The following is an 18,498-nucleotide window of genomic DNA, read 5'->3' as shown; positions in this document are numbered from 1 at the left end:
TTCCTGTTGCTTGTCCCGCGTCCGGCTACTCTCTGAATGGCTCCATCTCATTCGTCGATTGGAGCCAGCGTGCGTGGAGGCCAGGTCCTTTGGGGTCAGATTGCTGTCGTCTTCACCATCATCGTGGTGACGACCTGGACGGCGACGCAATGGACGGCCTGGCGCCTCGGCTTTCAGGGGCAACTCGGCGAACCCTGGTTCGAGCTGGCGGGCTGGCCGATCTACTACCCGCCCTCGCTCTTTTGGTGGTGGTACTTCTACGACGCCTATGCGCCGGAGGTGTTCGCCACAGGCGGGATCATCGCCGCATCGGGCGGTTTCATCGCCATCGCTGTCGCCATCGCCATGTCCGTCCGCCGGGCCCGCGAGGCGAAGAATGTCGCGACCTACGGTTCCGCCCGTTGGGCCGAGAAAGCCGAGGTAAAGGCCGCCGGATTGCTTGCACCGGACGGCGTCGTGCTCGGCCGCTACGATCACGAGTATCTGCGGCACGATGGACCCGAGCATGTGCTGTGCTTTGCGCCGACGCGATCCGGCAAGGGCGTCGGCCTTGTCGTGCCCTCGCTTCTGACCTGGCCGGGATCAGCGATCGTCCATGACATCAAGGGAGAAAATTGGCAGCTCACCGGTGGCTTCCGTGCTAGGCACGGCCGCGTATTGCTGTTCGATCCGACCAATCCGAAGTCGTCGGCCTACAATCCCTTGCTCGAGGTGCGCCGCGGCGAGTGGGAGGTCCGCGACGTGCAAAATATCGCCGACATCCTGGTCGATCCGGAAGGCTCGCTGGAGAAGCGGAACCACTGGGAGAAGACCAGCCACGCGCTGCTGGTCGGCGCCATCCTGCATGTCCTCTACGCCGAGGATGACAAAACGCTCGCCGGCGTCGCCGCCTTCCTCTCCGATCCGCGTCGGCCGATCGAATCGACTCTCGCCGCCATGATGAAGACCGCTCATCTCGGCGAGGCGGGACCCCATCCCGTGATCGCCAGCGCGGCGCGCGAGCTGCTGAACAAGTCGGACAACGAGCGCTCCGGCGTGCTGTCCACCGCCATGTCCTTTCTCGGCCTCTATCGTGATCCGGTCGTGGCCGAGGTGACGCGGCGCTGTGACTGGCGCATCACCGACATGGTGGAGGGCAAGCGGCCGACCACCCTTTACCTCGTCGTGCCGCCCTCCGACATAAACCGGACCAAGCCCCTGATCCGGCTGATCCTCAATCAGGTCGGCCGGCGCCTGACCGAGGATCTGCAGGCCAAGGCCGGGCGGCACCGGCTGTTGCTGATGCTCGATGAGTTTCCGGCTCTGGGCCGCCTCGACTTCTTCGAGTCGGCGCTGGCCTTCATGGCGGGGTACGGTCTCAAAAGCTTCCTCATCGCCCAATCGCTCAACCAGATCGAGAAGGCCTACGGCCCGAACAATTCAATCCTCGATAACTGCCATGTGCGCGTCAGCTTCGCCACGAACGACGAGCGCACCGCCAAGCGCGTCTCCGACGCTCTGGGGACCGCCACCGAAATGAAGGCCATGAAGAACTATGCAGGGCACCGGCTCTCGCCATGGCTTGGCCATCTGATGGTGTCGCGTTCGGAAACCGCCCGCCAGTTGATGACCCCTGGAGAAATCATGCAACTCCCGCCCACCGACGAAATCGTCATGGTCGCAGGGACGCCGCCGATCCGCGCGAAGAAGGCCCGTTACTATGAGGACAGCCGCTTCAAGGAGCGCATTCTTGCGCCGCCGGTGCTGGCCAAACCGGCACAGGGGCGCGCGGACGACTGGAGCAGCCTGCCGGTTCCGACGCGCCCCGAGGGGATCGACGCGACGGCGGCTTCCACATCGTCCGATGAAGACCCGACCGAATCCGAGCGCCGCCATCAGCCCGAGCTCAATCGCACGGCTCCCCAGGAGAAGAAGGCTCCGATCGAGAACGAATTCGAGTTCGATCTTCCGGAGGAGCCTGATGAAGAAGCGATGCAGAACCGCCGCATGACCCGCCTGATGCAAGGTGTCGCCCGTCAGGTCTCCCTCGACCCCAATGACGGCATGGAGCTGTAGGCCCATGGCCGGACGAACGAAGAAGGTGAAGATCTCGGTCTACCTCGACCCCGATGTCATGACGATGCTCGGCGATTATGCCGCGCGCCGGGACCAGTCGCAGTCGATGATCGCCGAGGCCGCGATCGCGTCCTTTCTGTCACCGGATGATGCCGAGCGGCGTGAGGCCGTCGTTGCGAAGCGCCTCGATCAGCTCGACCGCCGACTGACGCGCATGGAGCGCGACGTCGGAATCTCGATGGAAACTTTGGCTGTGTTCATCAAGTTCTGGTTGGCGACAACACCGGCGCTTCCCGAGCCCGCCGCCCAAGCGGCGCGCGCCAAGGCTGGAGAGCGCTACGAGGCGTTCATCATCGCACTGGGTCGACGGCTGGCGAGCGGACCAAAGCTCAGGCAGGAAGTCTCGGACGACGTACCAGCGTCTGAGTAAGTAATGTTGGAAGCGCCTCATATCCGATATCATCGGCGCGACGCGTTACCATCATCGAGCGGCGCAAGGCGCAAGGAGACCGTCGACGCGAATTCGGCCGAGTCGTTCTTCGTAGTCTCCGCTTTCGTCGCAAGCATTCTAGCGAGCATTCTTGCAGGCGCACCGCCGTTCTCCTGTATTTGCACGCTGCGCTACTACTACGCCCGAATATTGTTGAAGGAGCCCGATTTCGGGCCCTTTTAATCATCCCCGTCCGGGGACCGTCTGAATTGTTCCCAGCCAGAGCGGGGACAAGATGGCGGCGATACATGACAATACAGAAGGGCGCACACGCAGTTCGCGCATGCTGCGTACAGCCCTCGGCGCCGCCATCACGCGGTTCCTGGATGACCCATCCATCATCGAAGTGATGCTAAATCCGGACGGCCGCGTCTGGGTTGATCGCCTCTCCGAAGGTCTTGCCGACACCGGCGAAACGCTCTCTCCAGCCGATGGCGAACGTATCGTCCGCCTCGTCGCGCACCATGTCGGCGTCGAAGTCCATCCCCGCGCTCCGCGCGTCTCGGCCGAGCTGCCGGAAACAGGTGAGCGGTTCGAGGGCCTGTTGCCCCCCGTCGTGGCTGCGCCGGCCTTCGCCATCCGCAAGCCGGCCGTCGCGGTGTTCGCCCTCGAAGACTACGTGGCCGCCGGCATCATGACCGCCACCCAGGCTGTGACGCTGCGCGAGGCCGTCATATCCCGCGCCAACATCCTCGTCGCGGGCGGCACCAGCACTGGCAAGACCACGCTGACCAACGCGCTGCTCGCCGAGGTGGCCAAGGGCGCGGATCGCGTCGTCATCATCGAGGACACGCGCGAGCTGCAATGCGCCGCGCCCAACCTTGTCGCGATGCGGACGAAGGATGGCGTCGCCACGCTTTCCGATCTGGTCCGATCCAGCCTGCGCCTGCGCCCCGACCGCATCCCGATCGGCGAGGTGCGCGGGTCCGAAGCCCTCGATCTCCTCAAGGCCTGGGGCACCGGCCACCCCGGGGGCATCGGCACCATCCATGCCGGCACGGGCATCGGCGCGCTGCGCCGCCTCGAGCAGCTCATCCAGGAAGCCGTCGTCACCGTCCCACGCGCCCTGATCGCCGAGACGATCGACCTTGTCGCCGTCCTCTCCGGCCGCGGTTCCGCGCGCCGGCTCGCAGAACTCGCCCGCGTCGAAGGCCTCGGCCCCGACGGCGACTACCGCATCACCCCTGCCACCTCAACCACAGGAGACAACACATGATCCGCACCTTCGCGCGCGGCTGCCACACCATGGCGACCGCCGCTGCCGCTGTTTCCATCAGCGTGCTTTTCACCCAGGCCGCTCACGCCTCCGGCTCCTCGATGCCGTGGGAAGCGCCGCTGCAATCCATCCTCCAATCGATCGAGGGGCCGGTGGCGAAGATCATCGCCGTGATCATCATCATCGTCACCGGTCTGACGCTGGCATTCGGCGACACCTCAGGCGGATTCCGCCGCCTGATCCAGATCGTCTTCGGCCTGTCGATCGCGTTCGCGGCGTCGAGCTTCTTCCTGTCCTTCTTCTCGTTCGGCGGCGGGGCGGTGATCTGATGACCGCTGGCCTCGAACAGCTCGCTGAGGTGCCGGGCTTCACGGTTCCGGTCCACAGGGCGCTGACTGAGCACATCATGCTCGGCGGCGCTCCGCGTTCGATCGCGATCATGAATGGCACGCTGGCCGGCGCGGTCGGCCTCGGCTTGCGCCTCTGGCTCGTCGGCCTCGCTATCTGGGCGATCGGCCACTTCGCGGCGGTCTGGGCGGCCAAGCGCGACCCGCTCTTCGTCGAGGTGGGACGCAGGCACCTGCGCATCCCCGGTCATCTGTCCGTCTGACGGAGTCATCGCCATGATGAACCTCGCCGAATACCGCCGCACCGGCACATGCCTTGCCGACTATCTGCCCTGGGTGGCGCTCGTCGAAGAGGGCATCGTCCTCAACAAGGACGGTTCGTTCCAACGCACCGCACGATTCCGCGGACCGGACCTCGATTCTGCTGTCGCCGCCGAGCTGGTGGCCGTCGCCGGCCGCCTCAACAACGCCTTTCGTCGCCTTGGTTCTGGCTGGGCGATCTTTGTGGAAGCGCAACGCTACGAGGCTTCGCACTATCCGTCCGATCTCTTTCCTGATGCCGCGTCCGCGCTCCTCGACGCCGAACGCAAGGCTGATTTCGAAGAAGCGGGCAGCCATTTCGTATCGAGCTATTTCCTCACCATCACCTACCTGCCACCGGCCGAGGACGCAGCACGCACTGAAGCTTGGCTCTACGAAGGGCGCGAGCATAGCGGCGTTGATCCGCATGAGGTCCTCAAGACGTTCATGGACCGCACCGATCGCGTCGTGGGGCTGCTTGACGGCTTCATGCCCGAATGCGCATGGCTCGATAGCTTCGAGACGCTGACCTATCTGCATTCAACGGTGTCGACGAAACGCCACCGCGTCCGCGTCCCTGAAACGCCAATCTATCTCGACGCGCTGCTCGCCGATCAGCCACTGACCGGTGGGCTCGAACCACGCCTCGGGGCGTCTCACCTGCGCGTCCTGACCATTGTCGGATTTCCGACCGCGACCACACCCGGCATTCTCGATGATCTCAATCGTCTCGCCTTTCCTTATCGCTGGTCGACCCGCGCGATCCTGCTCGACAAGACCGACGCCACCAAGCTGCTGACGAAGATCCGCCGCCAATGGTTCGCCAAGCGCAAGTCGATCGCGGCGATCCTCAAGGAGGTCATGACCAACGAAGCCTCCGCGCTCGTTGATACCGATGCCGCCAACAAGGCGGCGGACGCCGATCTGGCCCTGCAGGAGCTGGGCGCCGACTTCGCCGGTCAGACCTATGTGACCGCGACCATCACCGTCTGGGACGACGATCCGCGCCTCGCCAGCGAAAAGCTGCGGCTCGTGGAGAAGGTCATCCAGGGCCGCGACTTCACCTGCATGACCGAAACCATCAACGCCGTCGATGCCTGGCTCGGTACACTGCCAGGCCATGTCTACGCCAATGTGCGTCAGCCTCCGATATCGACGCTCAATCTCGCTCACATCATTCCGCTCTCGGCGGTGTGGGCGGGACCGGAACGGGACGAGCATTTTGCAGGGCCCCCACTGCTCTTCGGCAAGACCGAAGGCTCGACCCCGTTCCGGCTTGCCCTTCATGTCGGCGATGTCGGCCACACCCTTGTCGTCGGCCCCACCGGCGCCGGCAAGTCCGTCCTGCTGGCCATCATGGCCTTGCAGTTCCGCCGCTACGCCGGCTCCCAGGTCTTCGCCTTCGACTTCGGCGGCTCCATCCGGAGCGCCGCCCTCGCGATGGGCGGTGACTGGCACGATCTGGGCGGCAACCTGTCCGAAGGCCTCGACTCCTCGGTCTCGCTGCAGCCGCTTTCCCGCGTTCACGACACTCCCGAACGCGCCTGGGCTGCCGACTGGCTTGTCTCCATCCTGACCCGCGAGGGTGTGCCGATCACACCCGACGTCAAGGAGCACATCTGGTCGGCGCTGACCTCGCTCGCGTCGGCTCCTGTTGAGGAACGGACGATCACCGGCCTCACGGTCCTGTTGCAGTCCAACGACCTGAAGCAGGCGCTGCGACCTTACTGCGTCGGCGGTCCCTACGGCCGATTGCTGGACGCCGAATTCGAGCAGCTCGGCTCGGCCTCGGTGCAGGCCTTCGAGATCGAGGGCTTGGTCGGGACTGGGGCGGCACCGGCCGTCCTGTCCTATCTCTTCCATCGTATCGGAGACCGCCTCGACGGCTCGCCGACCATGCTCATCATCGACGAGGGCTGGCTGGCGCTTGATGACGACGCCTTCGCTGGCCAGCTCCGCGAATGGCTGAAGACGCTGCGCAAGAAGAACGCCAGCGTCATCTTCGCCACGCAGTCGCTGTCGGACATCGACAACAGCGGTATCGCGCCAGCGATCATCGAGAGCTGTCCGACACGGCTGCTGTTACCGAACGAGCGCGCGATCGAACCGCAGATCACGGCGATCTACCGCCGCTTTGGCTTGAATGACAGACAGATTGAGATCTTGGCCAGGGCGACGCCCAAACGCGACTACTACTGCCAGAGCCGCAGGGGAAACCGCCTCTTCGAGCTGGGCCTTTCCGAAGTCGGCCTCGCGCTCGCGGCCGCTTCTTCCAAGACCGATCAGGCGCTGATCGCCCGCACCGTCGCCGAGCACGGCCACGACGGCTTCCTTGCCGCCTGGCTGCGCCTGCGCGGCGCCGAATGGGCTGCAGACCTCATCCCCGATCTCACCAACCTCATCCCCCAGCAGCCCGAGAAGGAGGCTTGACTATGAAGACCTATCGTTCCCCCCGGCGCGCGCTCATGCTCGCGGCGACCATGCTGGCGACGCCGCTCGCGGTCTCGCCAATACTCTCGACTCCGGCTGCCGCGCAGTGGGTGGTCTATGACCCCACCAACTACGCCCAAAATGTCCTGACGGCAGCGCGTTCGCTCGAGCAGATCAACAATCAGATTCGTTCGCTCCAGAACGAAGCGCAGGGCCTCATCAACCAGGCGCGCAATCTCACCAGCCTGCCGTATTCGTCGCTCCAGCAACTCCAGCAAAACGTCCAGCGCACGCAGCAGCTCCTGCGGCAGGCACAGAACATCGCCTACGACGTCCAGAACATCGACCAGATGTTTCAGCAGCAATACGGGAAGGCCTCGCTCACCGCGTCCGACACCGAACTCGTCAATGGCGCGCGCTCACGTTGGCAGAATACGGTGGGTGGACTTCAGGACGCCATGCGCGTGCAGGCAGGCGTGGTTGCCAATATCGACACCAACCGCGCGCAGATGTCGGCGTTGGTCGATCAGAGCCAAGGCGCGACCGGCGCGCTGCAGGCGACGCAAGCAGGCAACCAGCTTCTCGCGCTCCTCGCCCAGCAGCTCGCCGATCTCACCGCGGTCGGCGCCGCCAACGGCCGCGCCCAGGCGCTCACCGAGGCCGAACGCGCCGCAGCGGCAGAGCAGGGCCGCGAGCAGCGTCGGCGATTCCTGACGCCTGGCTCCGGCTACCAGCCGGGCAACGCCCAGATGTTCGGCAACCGCAACTGAGGACTCCCCGATGGACGGCAAGATGCTGGCCCGGTTGGGCGCCGTCGTCTTCATCGCCGTCGCCATCACGGCGATGGCGATCGAGATGACCAGGAAGGAGCGCGCGCCGGAGCCCGTTCCGGTGCGCCTCCTCGAACCTGTGCGTGATCCCCTTCGCGACGGCCAACGTCGATGCCAGCAGCTCGGTCAGGCCGCGGCCAGCGATCCCGACTGCATGCGCGTCTGGGCCGAAACCCGCGATCGTTTCCTCGGCCGACCGGCAACTCCTGCCTCTCCGCCAGCAGAAGGACGCTGAACCATGGGCGGCGCAGGCGTCATCGACAATTTCCTCGAGGTCTTCACCTCCTACATCAACAGCGGCTTCGGACTGCTCGGCGGCGAAGTGGCGTTTATCGCCACCACCCTGATCGTCATTGATGTCACGCTCGCGGCGCTGTTCTGGAGCTGGAGCGCCGACGACGACATCATCGCGCGACTGGTCAAGAAGACGCTGTTCGTCGGGATCTTCGCTTACCTCATCGGCAACTGGAACAATCTCGCCAAGATCATCTTCGACTCCTTCGCCGGGCTCGGCCTCAAAGCCTCCGGCACCGGCTTCACCGCGCAGGATCTCATGCGGCCCGGCAAGGTCGCGCAGACTGGTCTCGATGCGGCGCGGCCGCTCCTGGAATCCATCTCCGACCTGATGGGTTGGATCAGCTTCTTCGAGAACTTCATCCAGATCGCTTGCCTGCTCTTCGCCTGGGCGCTGGTCATTCTCGCCTTCTTCATCCTCGCCATCCAGCTCTTCGTCACCCTGATCGAATTCAAGCTGACGACGCTCGCTGGTTTCGTCCTCATTCCCTTTGGTCTCTTTGGCAAGACCGCATTCATGGCTGAACGCGTTCTCGGCAACGTCGTATCGAGCGGCATCAAGGTTCTCGTTCTGGCCGTCATCGTCGGCATTGGATCGACTCTGTTCAGCCGCTTTACCGCAGGTTTCGGCGGCGCGACGCCGACCATCGATGACGCCATGGCCGTCGTCCTCGCGGCCCTGTCCCTTCTCGGCCTTGGCATCTTCGGCCCAGGGATCGCGGCTGGCCTCGTCAGCGGAGGACCTCAGCTCGGCGCCGGCGCTGCCGTTGGAACAGGCCTTGCCGTCGGCGGCGCGGCGCTCGCCGCCGGAGGCGCCGCTGGTCTTGCCGTGAAGGGAGGCGCAGCCGCCATGTCGGGCGGGGCCGCCGCGATGCGTGGCGGCGCATCGGCCGCCGGTGGCGCCGCCGCCGCCTACAGCCTCGGCTCGCTCGGTCAGTCTGGCGCCGCAGGAGTCGCCTCGGGCCTCGGCGGTGTCGCCCGCGCCGCTGGCGCTGCAACGGTCTCGCCGTTGAAGCGTGCGACCTTGCGTGCGGCCGAAAGCATGAAGTCCAGCTTCTCGGACGGCGCGAAGGCAGGCTTCGGCGCCACCGGCGGCACATCGACGATGGGCACCATCGGCGGCTCCGCCGATGCGTCCGGTTCCTCTCCCGCCTCGGCGTCTCGAGACGGCCCGCCTGATTGGGCCAAGCGCATGCAGCGCCATCGTTCTCTCGGACACGGCGCCACCCTCGCAGCACATGCCGTTCGCTCAGGCGACAGCCACGGCGGGGGCTCCTCCATCAATCTTTCTGAAAGTGACCGCTCATGAGCGTTTTCAAGCGACCCGCCGCCCACTATGGCAAGACACCCGAACCCGTCACGCCCTATCAGAAGGCCGCGCAAGTCTGGGACGAGCGCATCGGCTCGGCCCGTGTCCAGGCCAAGAACTGGCGCTATATGGCCTTCGGGTCATTGATCCTCTCGGCCGGCTTTGCCGCCGCATTGGTTTGGCAGTCCGCACGCGGAACGGTCGTGCCTTGGGTTGTTCAGGTCGACCGCCTGGGCCAGGCCCAATCCGTCGCTCCCGCGACTGCCGACTATCGCCCTTCCGATCCCCAGATCGCCTGGCATCTTGGTCGCTTCATCGAACAGGTCCGCTCCATTCCGGCCGACGCGATCATCGTCCGGCAGAATTGGCTGCGAGCCTATGAATGGACGACCGATCGCGGCGCGGCGGCTCTCAACGACTACGCTCGCGCCAACGACCCCTTCACCAAAGTCGGCCGCCGCCAGGTCGCCGTCGAGGTCTCCAGCGTCATCCGCGCCTCTCCGGACTCGTTCCGCGTCGCTTGGACGGAAAGACACTACGAGAATGGCCAGCTTGCCGTGACCGAACGCTGGACCGCGATCCTGACCATTGTGATCCAGACGCCGCGCGACGCGGACCGTCTGCGCGCCAATCCGCTGGGGATTTACGTCAATGCAATTTCCTGGTCGCGGGAGATGACGCCATGAACCCGTCTTTCCGCAGGTCCGCGTTTCCTGTTTTCCGTAAATCCGCCTTTGCGGCTGCCCTGCTGTCCGCAACCGTCCTCGCCGGTTGCGCCACCGCGCCGAAACCGCCGCAGATCAGCTACGATAGCACTGTTCCACCACTTCCGTCGGTCCCGGCAGTCATCACGGATCAGCGGCCACGTCCGCTGCATACGCCTCCGGCCTGGATCCCGGCCCGGGGCGGCAATTCCGCGAGCACGCCGACCGCGCGCGTCGAGAACGCCAACGCCGCCGCGCGTGTCGAGCCGCGGCGAGACGGCTATTACAACTCCATCCAGATCTATCCCTGGAGTGAAGGGGCCCTCTATCAGGTCTATGCCGCGCCCGGGCAGATCACGAATATCGCGCTTGAGCCGGGCGAAAACCTGACCGGAGCAGGTCCGATCGCCGCCGGTGACACGGCCAGGTGGATTATCGGCGACACCGAAAGCGGCTCGGGCGTGACCCGCCGCGTCCATGTGCTCGTGAAGCCGACCAGGACCGACATCACGACCAATCTCGTCATCACGACCGATCGGCGCGTCTACATGATCGAACTGCGCGCGGGCACGAACCCCTATATGCCCGCCGTGGCATGGGCCTATCCCGAGCCCCCAGCCAGCCAACGCGCCAACGTCCCGGCGAGGCCCGTCGTTCCTGCCGCGACTGCGCGCAACTATCGCTATGGCCTGATGGGCGATACGCCCCCATGGCGTCCGGTCTCGGTCTATGACGATGGGCGGCGCGTCTACGTCGAATTCCCGCGCGGCATCGTCCAGGGCGAGATGCCGCCGATCTTCGTCATCGGCTCCGACGGCGAGCCGCAAATCGTCAACAGCCGCATCTACCAGAACATCCTGATCGTCGATCGCATCTTTGGTGCAGCCGAACTGCGTCTCGGAGGCGGCGATCGTCAGCAGACCGTCAGGATCGTCCGTACTGACGGGAGGCCCGCATCATGATCGACAACGACACCAACAACCAACAGCCGGAGAATCTCTCGGCGACGCCGGCCGAGTCCGTCGCGCCTATGCGCTTGCGTGCCGAGCCGCCCCGCGTCACACGCCTGTCCCGCAAGGTCCTGGCGACCGCGAGCGTCGTCGTCAGCATCGGCATTGGCGGCGCGCTCATCTACGCCCTTCAAACCAGGGATGGCGGCGGCAACAACGAGGAACTCTATTCGACTGAGAACCGTTCGACGGCCGATGGTCTGGCCGGGCTGCCCCGCGACTATACCGGCCCTGTTCTCGGGCCGGCGCTGCCTGGCGACCTCGGACGCTCAATCCTCGACGCGCAGAATCGCGGCCAGCCGGTCGTTCCTCCCACGATGTCCGCGCCGCAGGTCGATCCGGAAGAGCAGCGTCGTCTCGCGGAGATCGAGGCGGCTCGCACCAGCCGTGTCTTCTTCCAGAATGGTCCTACCGCGGCTACCGCCCCCGCAGGCCTCGGCACACCGGGTCTGCCGGGCCTCGGCGCCGGAGTGCAGCCGGGCGTCGCCACGGCCCAGGATCGTCAACTGGCCTTCCTCAACGCGCCCGTTGACCGGCGCACGGTGGCAGGCGACCGGGTCATGGCGCCGGCATCACCCTATGTCCTTCAAGCTGGCTCGGTTATCTCGGCCGCGCTCATTACAGGCATCCGGTCCGACCTCCCTGGGCAGATCACGGCCCAAGTGACCGAGAATATCTACGATAGCCCGACGGGTCGCATCCTTATCGTGCCGCAAGGCACACGACTCGTCGGCCAGTATGACAACAGTGTTCAATTCGGCCAGAAGCGCGTCCTGCTCGTCTGGAGCCGCCTGATCTTCCCCAATGGACGATCCATCGTGCTCGAACGCCAGCCCGGAGCTGATCCGCAGGGCCATGCCGGCCTGCAGGACGGCGTGGACTATCACTGGTGGGATCTCGCCAAGGCCGCCGGCCTCTCGACCTTGCTGGCCGTTGGCGCGGAACTTGCGGTCAGCGACGAAAACCGCCTCATGCGCGCAATTCGCGATGGCGGCCAAGACACCATCCACGAAGCCGGCCAGCAGATCGTCCGTCGACAACTCCAAGTGACGCCGACTTTGACGATCAGGCCGGGATTCCCGGTGCGTGTCATCGTCACCCGCGATCTCGTTCTCGAACCTTATGGAGGCTGATGTGAGTAAGTTGAAGCTAGGTCCGATCGTCGACGAGAAGCCGGTAAAGACAACTGTGGAGCTGCCGGCGACGCTGCACCGCGATCTGGTCGCCTATGCCGATGCTCTGGCCCGTGAAACGGGCCAGCCAATCACCGAACCGACGAAGCTGATTGTACCGATGCTCGAACGCTTCATTGCAACCGATCGGGGCTTTGCGAAGGCACGGCGTTCACATCAATCGGCATCGCCGGAGGCGTGACAGCGTCTGCTTCACGCAGGCCGGACATTGAGCGGGCGAGATCAAGAAGCTGTCCTAGGGCCGGATTGTCGTTCTTCGGAGACCAAACGGCACTAAAGGGTAGAACCTCGCCGACAATCGGCCGATAGGCGAGACCCGGAAAGTGTGCGGCCGTCATTGCCTCACTGACGACCGTCAAACCACGCTTCAAGGCCACGAGCGGCAGAAGGTTTTCCCTGCCGATCTGGTGCACGCTAATCTGAGGATGATAGCCGAACGCGGCGAGGCGCTGTACCAGATAGTCATGGATCTCCTGGCCCGGACCTGCCTCATTGATGATGAAGTTCTCATCTGCCAGGTGCTGCCACTCCAACTCGTCGCGACCCGCCAAGAGGTGATCGACAGGAAGCACAGCGAATACGCGCTCCGACCATAGCGGAAGTGTTTCGCAGTCGCGCCAATTCCGCTCTCCTGTCAGGAACGCGGCGTCCAGCTGCATTCGACGAATTGCTGAGGCTTGATCCGCAGGGTTGTCTTCAATCAGGTCGATCTGAACCTTCGGATGGCAATCGGCATAGAGACCGAGCAGCTCCGCGAGGAAACCCGACGCGATTGACGAGTAGATGCCGATTTTGATCCGACCAAAGTCCGAGCGCTTGATCGAGGCGATTTCCTCGGCGCCATCTTCAAAGTTCCGCAAAATCTGACGTGCACGGCGAAGAAAACGCTGCCCCGCGAAGGTCAAACACACGCCTCCGCTATGGCGAAGAAACAATGTCGTACCCAGCCGATGTTCGAGATCACGGATGCGGCGACTAATCGCGGAGTGTTGAATCCTAGTATCGGCGCTGGCTTTGCGGAAGCTGCCATGCTCCGCGGCCGACACGAAATAACGAAGATGCCGAAGCTCTATGGTACGCGTTCTTTCCGCAGCCATCGTTACACACCCGCCCGTTCCCTGTTTTGGGCCGTTGGCACCTGCTGCCCAATACAGTGAGTTACCAAGCAAACTCGCACGACTCGGCTCGACAGCGATTGCCAAAGGCCTAATTGGGAGCGCCGCTGCATATCTACTTACCCCCGGTGACTGCTCTTTTGCGTCTCAGCGCCTAAGCAAGTTCCTAATTCGGCATAAGATCATTCGCTGGTTGATTGCGCTGCATTTGAGGTGCCGCCGTTTCCGCTTGATGGGAGCCCGACCTTTCCGCTCGCGGATGTTTTTCACCGACGAGGCGGGCGCGTGCGACCTTGACTTGGGCGGCCAACTCAAAGCGACGCCCGGCAACGCCGAGATGCAAATATAGGCTGTTGTCCTCGCCCGGCTTCTGACCCGACACCATGAGCATGTTCTGCTCCTGCGGGATCGTCAGCTTGTCCTGTGAGACGCCGGCCACCGCGATGGTGATGCGGTAGTCGTCCTCGCCAAGCCCGGCGATAACATAAGGAGGCCAGTTGTCGATACTCCCGGCGCGCTCGCAGCTTTGAGCGCATTCAACATTCGGTCGTAGCCGATGCTCGACCGGAACAGGGGCGAAAAGCCAAAAATAGTTCTCATAGGAGGCCCTCATACTGGCTGCTCAACTAGAATAGAATAAGCGGCATGCTCCGACTTGGCGCCGCGCAGCACTTTCATGACCCGCTCATCGCGCATCTTACGGGCGACTGCCGCGAGAATCTTCAGATACTCGTTGCTGCCTTCGGGGGCCGACAGAAGCAGAAAGACAACGTCGACCGGAAGGTCGTCCACCGCCTCGAAATCGATCGGTTTCTTCAACACCATCAGCGCGGCGAATGATGTTCGGAGTCCGGGTACAGGCGCATGAGGCATGGCGACGCCATGGCCGATGCCGGTTGAGCCCAGACGCTCGCGTCCCAGCAAGGCTGTATGGATCGCTTCCTCGGTCAACCCTGTGCGAGCGGCGGCATGCGCCGCCAGCTTTTTGATCAGGACGGCTTTCGTGGAGATGGATAGATCAAGGATCACGTCCTCTGGTGCGATGGCAGATGACAGGTTCATAAGAGTACTCGCGTTAAAGTCGCCCGCTTCCAGGCGAGCGTGCGCGGTCACTGCTCCGGTTCACGGAGGCGGTAACCGACACCTGTTTCAGTCAGGATGTATTGCGGCTGATCGGGCGTGGCCTCTATCTTCTGCCGCAACTGGCGGACATAGACCCGCAGATATTGGACATCGGTCGAGCCGCCCCACACATGCTTGAGGATATGCTGGTGCGTGATGACCTTGCCCGCGTGCTGCACGAGGACGCGCAAGATTTCGTATTCCTTGGGTGAGAGCTTCACCTCCTTGTCTGCGACCTTGACAATCCGCTTCACCAGGTCGACCGAGAGGTCGCCGACCTGGAATATCGGGCGTTCGCCCTGTTGCTGAAGCTTGTGCCTCAGCGCCACCCGAATGCGCGCCGCCAGCTCGCGCATCCCGAATGGTTTGGTGAGATAATCGTCGGCGCCCAGTTCCAGCGCCTTTACGATGCCCGTTTCATCGGTCCGGCTGGAGAGGACGACTATCGGCAGCTCGACAAGTTCGGCACGCCACCTCTCAAGAAGGTCATGTCCTGAGATATCTGGCAGCCCAAGATCGAGCAGGATCAGATCGGGCTTCTCCTCTGTGATGAGCGCGGCGGCTTCCTCGCCGTTTACAGCCTCGACCATAGCGTAGCCCTCGGCCGTCAGCCCAACGCGCAGGAGTTTCCTGATCGGCGGCTCGTCATCTACGACGAGAATCTTGACTACTGACGTATTCATATCCTTCCTTCCATAGGCGATGGCTCCGGTCCGATCGAAAACCGCAGCGTGAAAATGGCGCCGGGTCTGTCAGCCCGATTAGTTGCGAAAATCGTCCCGCCCATCGCCTCGACAAATCCCTTGCAGATAGACAGACCAAGCCCCGTCCCAGCCTGGACGTGGTCCTTCTTCCGGACGCGGTGGAAACTGTCGAAAATTCTCGTCAGGTCGTCAGAGGGAATGCCGGGCCCTTCATCGACGATCTGCAAAACAACATGGTCCTCTTCCGCCCAGGCCCTGATCAAGATCAGCGAGCCCGCAGGCGCATATTTGCGCGCGTTGTCGAGGAGATTGAACAGCACCTGCTCGAACAGGACCGGATCGAGGCGGACCATCGGCAGATCGGGCGGCACCGCGAGATCGACCCTATGGCAAGCCAGTATCTTCTCAGCGCGACGCAGGGCGCTGCCGACGCTGTCGCCGATGAACAGCGGCGTCAGCGATACCGCCGCCGCGCCCGATTCCAATCGGGTCATGTCGAGAAGGTTCGCGATGAACCGGTTCAGCCTCTCGGCCTCTTCGACAATTGTCGTCAGCAGTTCGACCCGGCCGGAGTCCGTCAGAGAGGTCGAATAGTCTCTCAACGCTCCTGCAGACCCGAGGATCGACGCCAAAGGCGTCTTGAGATCATGCGAGAGCGATGTGAGAAGCGCGGAGCGCAGCTTGTCCGCCTCGGCCGCGAGGCGCGCATTGTCGACATCGGCGACCAGTTGGATGCGCTCGATCGCCAGAGCGGCCTGATCCGCCAGGGAGTCGAAAAGCCGTTGCTCGGCAGGTGTCAGGACTGGCCCCTGCTTGTCATTGTCCAGCCCGATCACACCGACCTGTGTTCGCCCCGTCTTCAAAGGCAAGTAGAGGCGCTTCGCTCCCGGTAGTGTATCCGCCCCACGGCCCGCGGGCTTGTCATGCTCCCAGGCCCAATGCGCAGCGGCGATATCCGCATCGTCAAGCGTATCGTCCGGCGGATATCCTGCTTGGACCGCGATGCGGCCATTCTCTGGCAGAAGCGCAACCACCCTAACGTGCAGCATGGAAGCGATCTGATAGACCGTCGCCCACAGAACGTCTCCCAACGTCCCAGCGCCGGCGAGCTTCTTGCTGAACTGATAGAGACCTTCAGTTGTCTTCGCGCGCTCACGCGCAGTCACGGCCTGCCGCTGAACGCGGCTGGCAAGGTTGCTTGCGATAACCGCAACCACCAAGAAAAAGGCAAAGGCCACCACGCTTTCAGGATCGCCGATGACAAGAGTGTAAAGAGGGTCGAGAAAGAAAAAATTGAAGGCAAGCGCGCTTAGCACAGACGCAAACAATGCCGGCCACAAACCGCCGCCCATCGCCGAGGCGAGAACCGCCATCAGGAAGACAAGCGCGATATTGCGCACATCCAGAAAGCGGGAGAGCGCCGTCCCGAGGCCCAATGCCACGGCAACGTAAAGCGTGCTCCACAGATAGTGACCGACGTCTGGGCGCTTCTTAGATCGTGCGCTCACGGTCGCCGGACGTCGCGTATCCTCGCCATTGCCCGGCGAGATGACGTGCACGCTCACATCCGTCTTGGCGCGGATCAGATCATGCGAAACGGAGCCCGCGAAAAGCTCCCGCCACCTGGGCGAGGTCGGCATGCCGACGATGACATGCGTATAGTTGTTGGTCGATGCGTAGGTCAGAATTTCTTGCGCAACGTTCTCGCCGGGCAGGGTAACGGCCTCAGCGCCGAGTTGCTCGGCAAGTCGCAATGCACTGGCGATCTTGTCCTTTTGGTGCTCGGAAAGCCGGGCATCCTTGCTCGTTTCGACATGAACCGCAGCCCAAGGCGCACGAAGCCGGTCGGCCTGACGGCGGCCATAGCGCACGAGCGCCGTCGCCCCGGGCCGTTCGTTGATACATACCAGGACACGCTCGCCGGCCGACCACGGGCCGGTGATGGCGTGCGCCTGCATATGGGTGACTAACTGGTCATCGACCCGCTGCGCCGTGCGCCGCAGAGCCAACTCACGAAGGGCCGTCAGATTGCTTGGCGAGAAATAGTTCTGCGTTGCGCGCTTTGCGGTCTTGGGCAGGTAAACCTTGCCCTCGTTCAAGCGCTTGATCAGGTCGCCCGGCGTGATGTCGATGATCTCGATGTCGTCGGCACGATCGATGATCGAATCCGGAACGGTTTCTCGCACCCGGATGCGCGTGATTTGGGCCACGACGTCGTTGAGGCTCTCGACGTGCTGGATGTTGAGCGTGCTGTAGACGTCTATGCCGTTGGCGAGCAGTTCCTCGACATCGAGATAGCGCTTGGGGTGGCGACTGCCAGGGGCGTTGGTATGGGCGAGTTCATCCACCAGAACGAGCGCCGGCTTGCGCGCCAGAATCGCGTCGATGTCCATTTCATCGAGCACATGCCCTCGATAGGGCACTGTGCGACGCGGAACGATCTCGAACCCGTCGACCAGAGCCTCGGTCTCGGCCCGCCCGTGGGTCTCGACCACCCCGATGACCACGTCGACGCCATCCGCCCGCTGAGCCCGGCCCGACATGAGCATCTCATACGTCTTGCCTACACCCGGAGCCGCCCCAAGAAAGATCTTGAGGTGGCCCCGCGTCTCCCGCTGCGCGCTTTCCAGTAACGCGTCGGGCGATGGCCGGCTGTGCTCTCTTATCGGATCGTCAGACACTTAATCGCTCCGGATCAACGGTCAGGACGGCTATTATAGCCGTCTGGCACCTTCATTCAGCCTCGATTAGCGTCGTCGAGCGCCAAGTTCAGCTTGAGAACGTTGACCACGGGCTCGCCCATGAAGCCGAGCATGCGCGGCTCGACATGCTGATCGACCAATGCGCGCACGACGGCCTCGTCGATACCGCGCGCTTTAGCGACGCGACCTACTTGGAAGTAGGCGGCTTCGGGCGTGATGTGCGGGTCAAGTCCGCTGCCCGAGGCGGTCACGAGGTTCATCGGAACGGTCGCATCACCACCGTTCGCCGCGCGCAGAGCTTCTGTATCGGCGGCGACGCGATCGCGAAGCTCCTGGCTGGTGGGGCCAAGGTTGGAGCCACTCGAAGCGCCCGCGTCATAGCCGTCCGAGCCGGCCGCCGACGGGCGCGGATGGAAGTAGCGCTCGCCGGTGAACCGCTGGCCGATGAGCTCGGAGCCGACGAGCGTGCCGTTGCGCTCGATCAGGCTGCCGTTGGCCTGGAAGGGCAGGATCGCTTGCGCGATCCCGGTGATGCCGAGCGGATAGAGAAGCCCGGTGATGATGGTGAAGGCTACGATCATGAAAATCGCAGGTCGGATTTGCTTGAGCATCTTTGTTTGTCCCGAATGATCCGCCGCTGGACACCAGCAAGAACGCGGAATGATTTCGTGGTCGTC

General features: G+C 63.6%; 18 protein-coding genes and 1 pseudogene. 13 read left to right on the top strand and 6 right to left on the bottom strand.

The window, feature by feature from the left end:
• Positions 1–69 precede the first annotated feature (69 nt).
• The 13 genes from H512_RS0103035 to H512_RS26170 all read left to right on the top strand — a co-directional run bounded on the left by H512_RS0103035 (position 70) and on the right by H512_RS26170 (position 12,359).
• A complete protein-coding gene (locus H512_RS0103035) occupies positions 70–2,055 on the top strand; it encodes a conjugal transfer protein TraG (protein ID WP_012561375.1) in 1,986 nt (661 codons plus the stop codon).
• Positions 2,056–2,059: 4 nt separating this feature from the next.
• Positions 2,060–2,485, top strand: a complete 426-nt coding sequence (locus tag H512_RS0103030; protein WP_012561374.1) for a CopG family transcriptional regulator — start codon at positions 2,060–2,062, stop codon at positions 2,483–2,485.
• A gap of 295 nt (positions 2,486–2,780) precedes the next feature.
• Positions 2,781–3,761 (top strand): P-type conjugative transfer ATPase TrbB, encoded by a 981-nt coding sequence (trbB, locus tag H512_RS0103025; protein WP_012561372.1) that lies wholly within the window; start codon positions 2,781–2,783, stop codon positions 3,759–3,761.
• The gene (locus tag H512_RS0103020; protein ID WP_012561371.1) at positions 3,758–4,090 is read left to right on the top strand and encodes a TrbC/VirB2 family type IV secretion system protein; all 333 of its coding nucleotides are present in this window, start codon (positions 3,758–3,760) and stop codon (positions 4,088–4,090) included. The genes trbB and H512_RS0103020 overlap by 4 nt, the downstream gene beginning before the upstream one ends.
• Positions 4,090–4,371, top strand: coding sequence for a VirB3 family type IV secretion system protein (locus H512_RS0103015; protein WP_012561370.1), 282 nt, complete (start codon positions 4,090–4,092; stop codon positions 4,369–4,371). Before H512_RS0103020 ends, H512_RS0103015 begins: the two co-directional genes overlap by 1 nt.
• A gap of 13 nt (positions 4,372–4,384) precedes the next feature.
• Complete coding sequence (gene trbE / locus H512_RS0103010; RefSeq protein WP_012561369.1) at positions 4,385–6,838, top strand: conjugal transfer protein TrbE; 2,454 nt, start codon at positions 4,385–4,387, stop codon at positions 6,836–6,838.
• Positions 6,839–6,840: 2 nt separating this feature from the next.
• Entirely contained in the window at positions 6,841–7,608 is a 768-nt protein-coding gene (gene trbJ / locus H512_RS0103005; RefSeq protein WP_012561368.1) for a P-type conjugative transfer protein TrbJ, read from the top strand.
• Between the two features lie 10 nt (positions 7,609–7,618).
• Positions 7,619–7,903 carry a putative entry exclusion protein TrbK-alt gene (gene trbK-alt, locus H512_RS0103000; RefSeq protein WP_012561367.1) on the top strand — a complete coding sequence of 95 codons (285 nt, stop codon included), beginning with the start codon at positions 7,619–7,621 and terminating at the stop codon, positions 7,901–7,903.
• 3 nt (positions 7,904–7,906) lie between these two features.
• Positions 7,907–9,271, top strand: a complete 1,365-nt coding sequence (gene trbL / locus H512_RS0102995) for a P-type conjugative transfer protein TrbL (protein WP_012561366.1) — start codon at positions 7,907–7,909, stop codon at positions 9,269–9,271.
• Positions 9,268–9,957: a conjugal transfer protein TrbF gene (trbF, locus tag H512_RS0102990; RefSeq protein ID WP_012561365.1), complete on the top strand. Its 690-nt coding sequence runs from the start codon at positions 9,268–9,270 to the stop codon at positions 9,955–9,957. Before trbL ends, trbF begins: the two co-directional genes overlap by 4 nt.
• Positions 9,954–10,937, top strand: coding sequence for a P-type conjugative transfer protein TrbG (gene trbG, locus H512_RS0102985; RefSeq protein WP_012561364.1), 984 nt, complete (start codon positions 9,954–9,956; stop codon positions 10,935–10,937). Before trbF ends, trbG begins: the two co-directional genes overlap by 4 nt.
• Complete coding sequence (locus H512_RS0102980; protein ID WP_012561363.1) at positions 10,934–12,118, top strand: TraB/TrbI/VirB10 family type IV secretion system protein; 1,185 nt, start codon at positions 10,934–10,936, stop codon at positions 12,116–12,118. The genes trbG and H512_RS0102980 overlap by 4 nt, the downstream gene beginning before the upstream one ends.
• Before the next feature lies 1 nt (position 12,119).
• Positions 12,120–12,359: a DUF2274 domain-containing protein gene (locus H512_RS26170; protein ID WP_013912755.1), complete on the top strand. Its 240-nt coding sequence runs from the start codon at positions 12,120–12,122 to the stop codon at positions 12,357–12,359.
• On the opposite strand, the gene H512_RS0102975 is transcribed toward H512_RS26170, so the two are convergent.
• From H512_RS0102975 to kdpC, 6 genes and pseudogenes are all read right to left on the bottom strand, one after another.
• Positions 12,292–13,275, bottom strand: a complete 984-nt coding sequence (locus H512_RS0102975) for a LysR family transcriptional regulator (RefSeq protein WP_013912756.1) — start codon at positions 13,273–13,275, stop codon at positions 12,292–12,294. The two genes, H512_RS26170 and H512_RS0102975, sit on opposite strands and share 68 nt — an antisense overlap.
• A 289-nt stretch (positions 13,276–13,564) precedes the next feature.
• Positions 13,565–13,893 (bottom strand): annotated as a pseudogene (locus tag H512_RS0102970) (Hsp20 family protein); the annotation flags it as partial.
• Between the two features lie 9 nt (positions 13,894–13,902).
• Entirely contained in the window at positions 13,903–14,355 is a 453-nt protein-coding gene (locus tag H512_RS0102965; RefSeq protein WP_012561360.1) for a PTS sugar transporter subunit IIA, read from the bottom strand.
• A 47-nt stretch (positions 14,356–14,402) separates the two neighbouring features.
• Positions 14,403–15,098: a response regulator transcription factor gene (locus tag H512_RS0102960; protein WP_012561359.1), complete on the bottom strand. Its 696-nt coding sequence runs from the start codon at positions 15,096–15,098 to the stop codon at positions 14,403–14,405.
• Positions 15,095–17,800 carry a sensor histidine kinase gene (locus tag H512_RS0102955; RefSeq protein ID WP_012561358.1) on the bottom strand — a complete coding sequence of 902 codons (2,706 nt, stop codon included), beginning with the start codon at positions 17,798–17,800 and terminating at the stop codon, positions 15,095–15,097. Before H512_RS0102955 ends, H512_RS0102960 begins: the two co-directional genes overlap by 4 nt.
• A gap of 56 nt (positions 17,801–17,856) precedes the next feature.
• Complete coding sequence (gene kdpC, locus H512_RS0102950) at positions 17,857–18,432, bottom strand: potassium-transporting ATPase subunit KdpC (protein WP_012561357.1); 576 nt, start codon at positions 18,430–18,432, stop codon at positions 17,857–17,859.
• Between the last annotated feature and the right edge of the window lie 66 nt (positions 18,433–18,498).

This window comes from Pleomorphomonas koreensis DSM 23070 (assembly GCF_000425185.1).
GTDB lineage: Bacteria > Pseudomonadota > Alphaproteobacteria > Rhizobiales > Pleomorphomonadaceae > Pleomorphomonas > Pleomorphomonas koreensis.
Note: the sequence above shows the minus strand (reverse complement) of the source record. Positions and strands in the feature narration are given on the sequence as shown.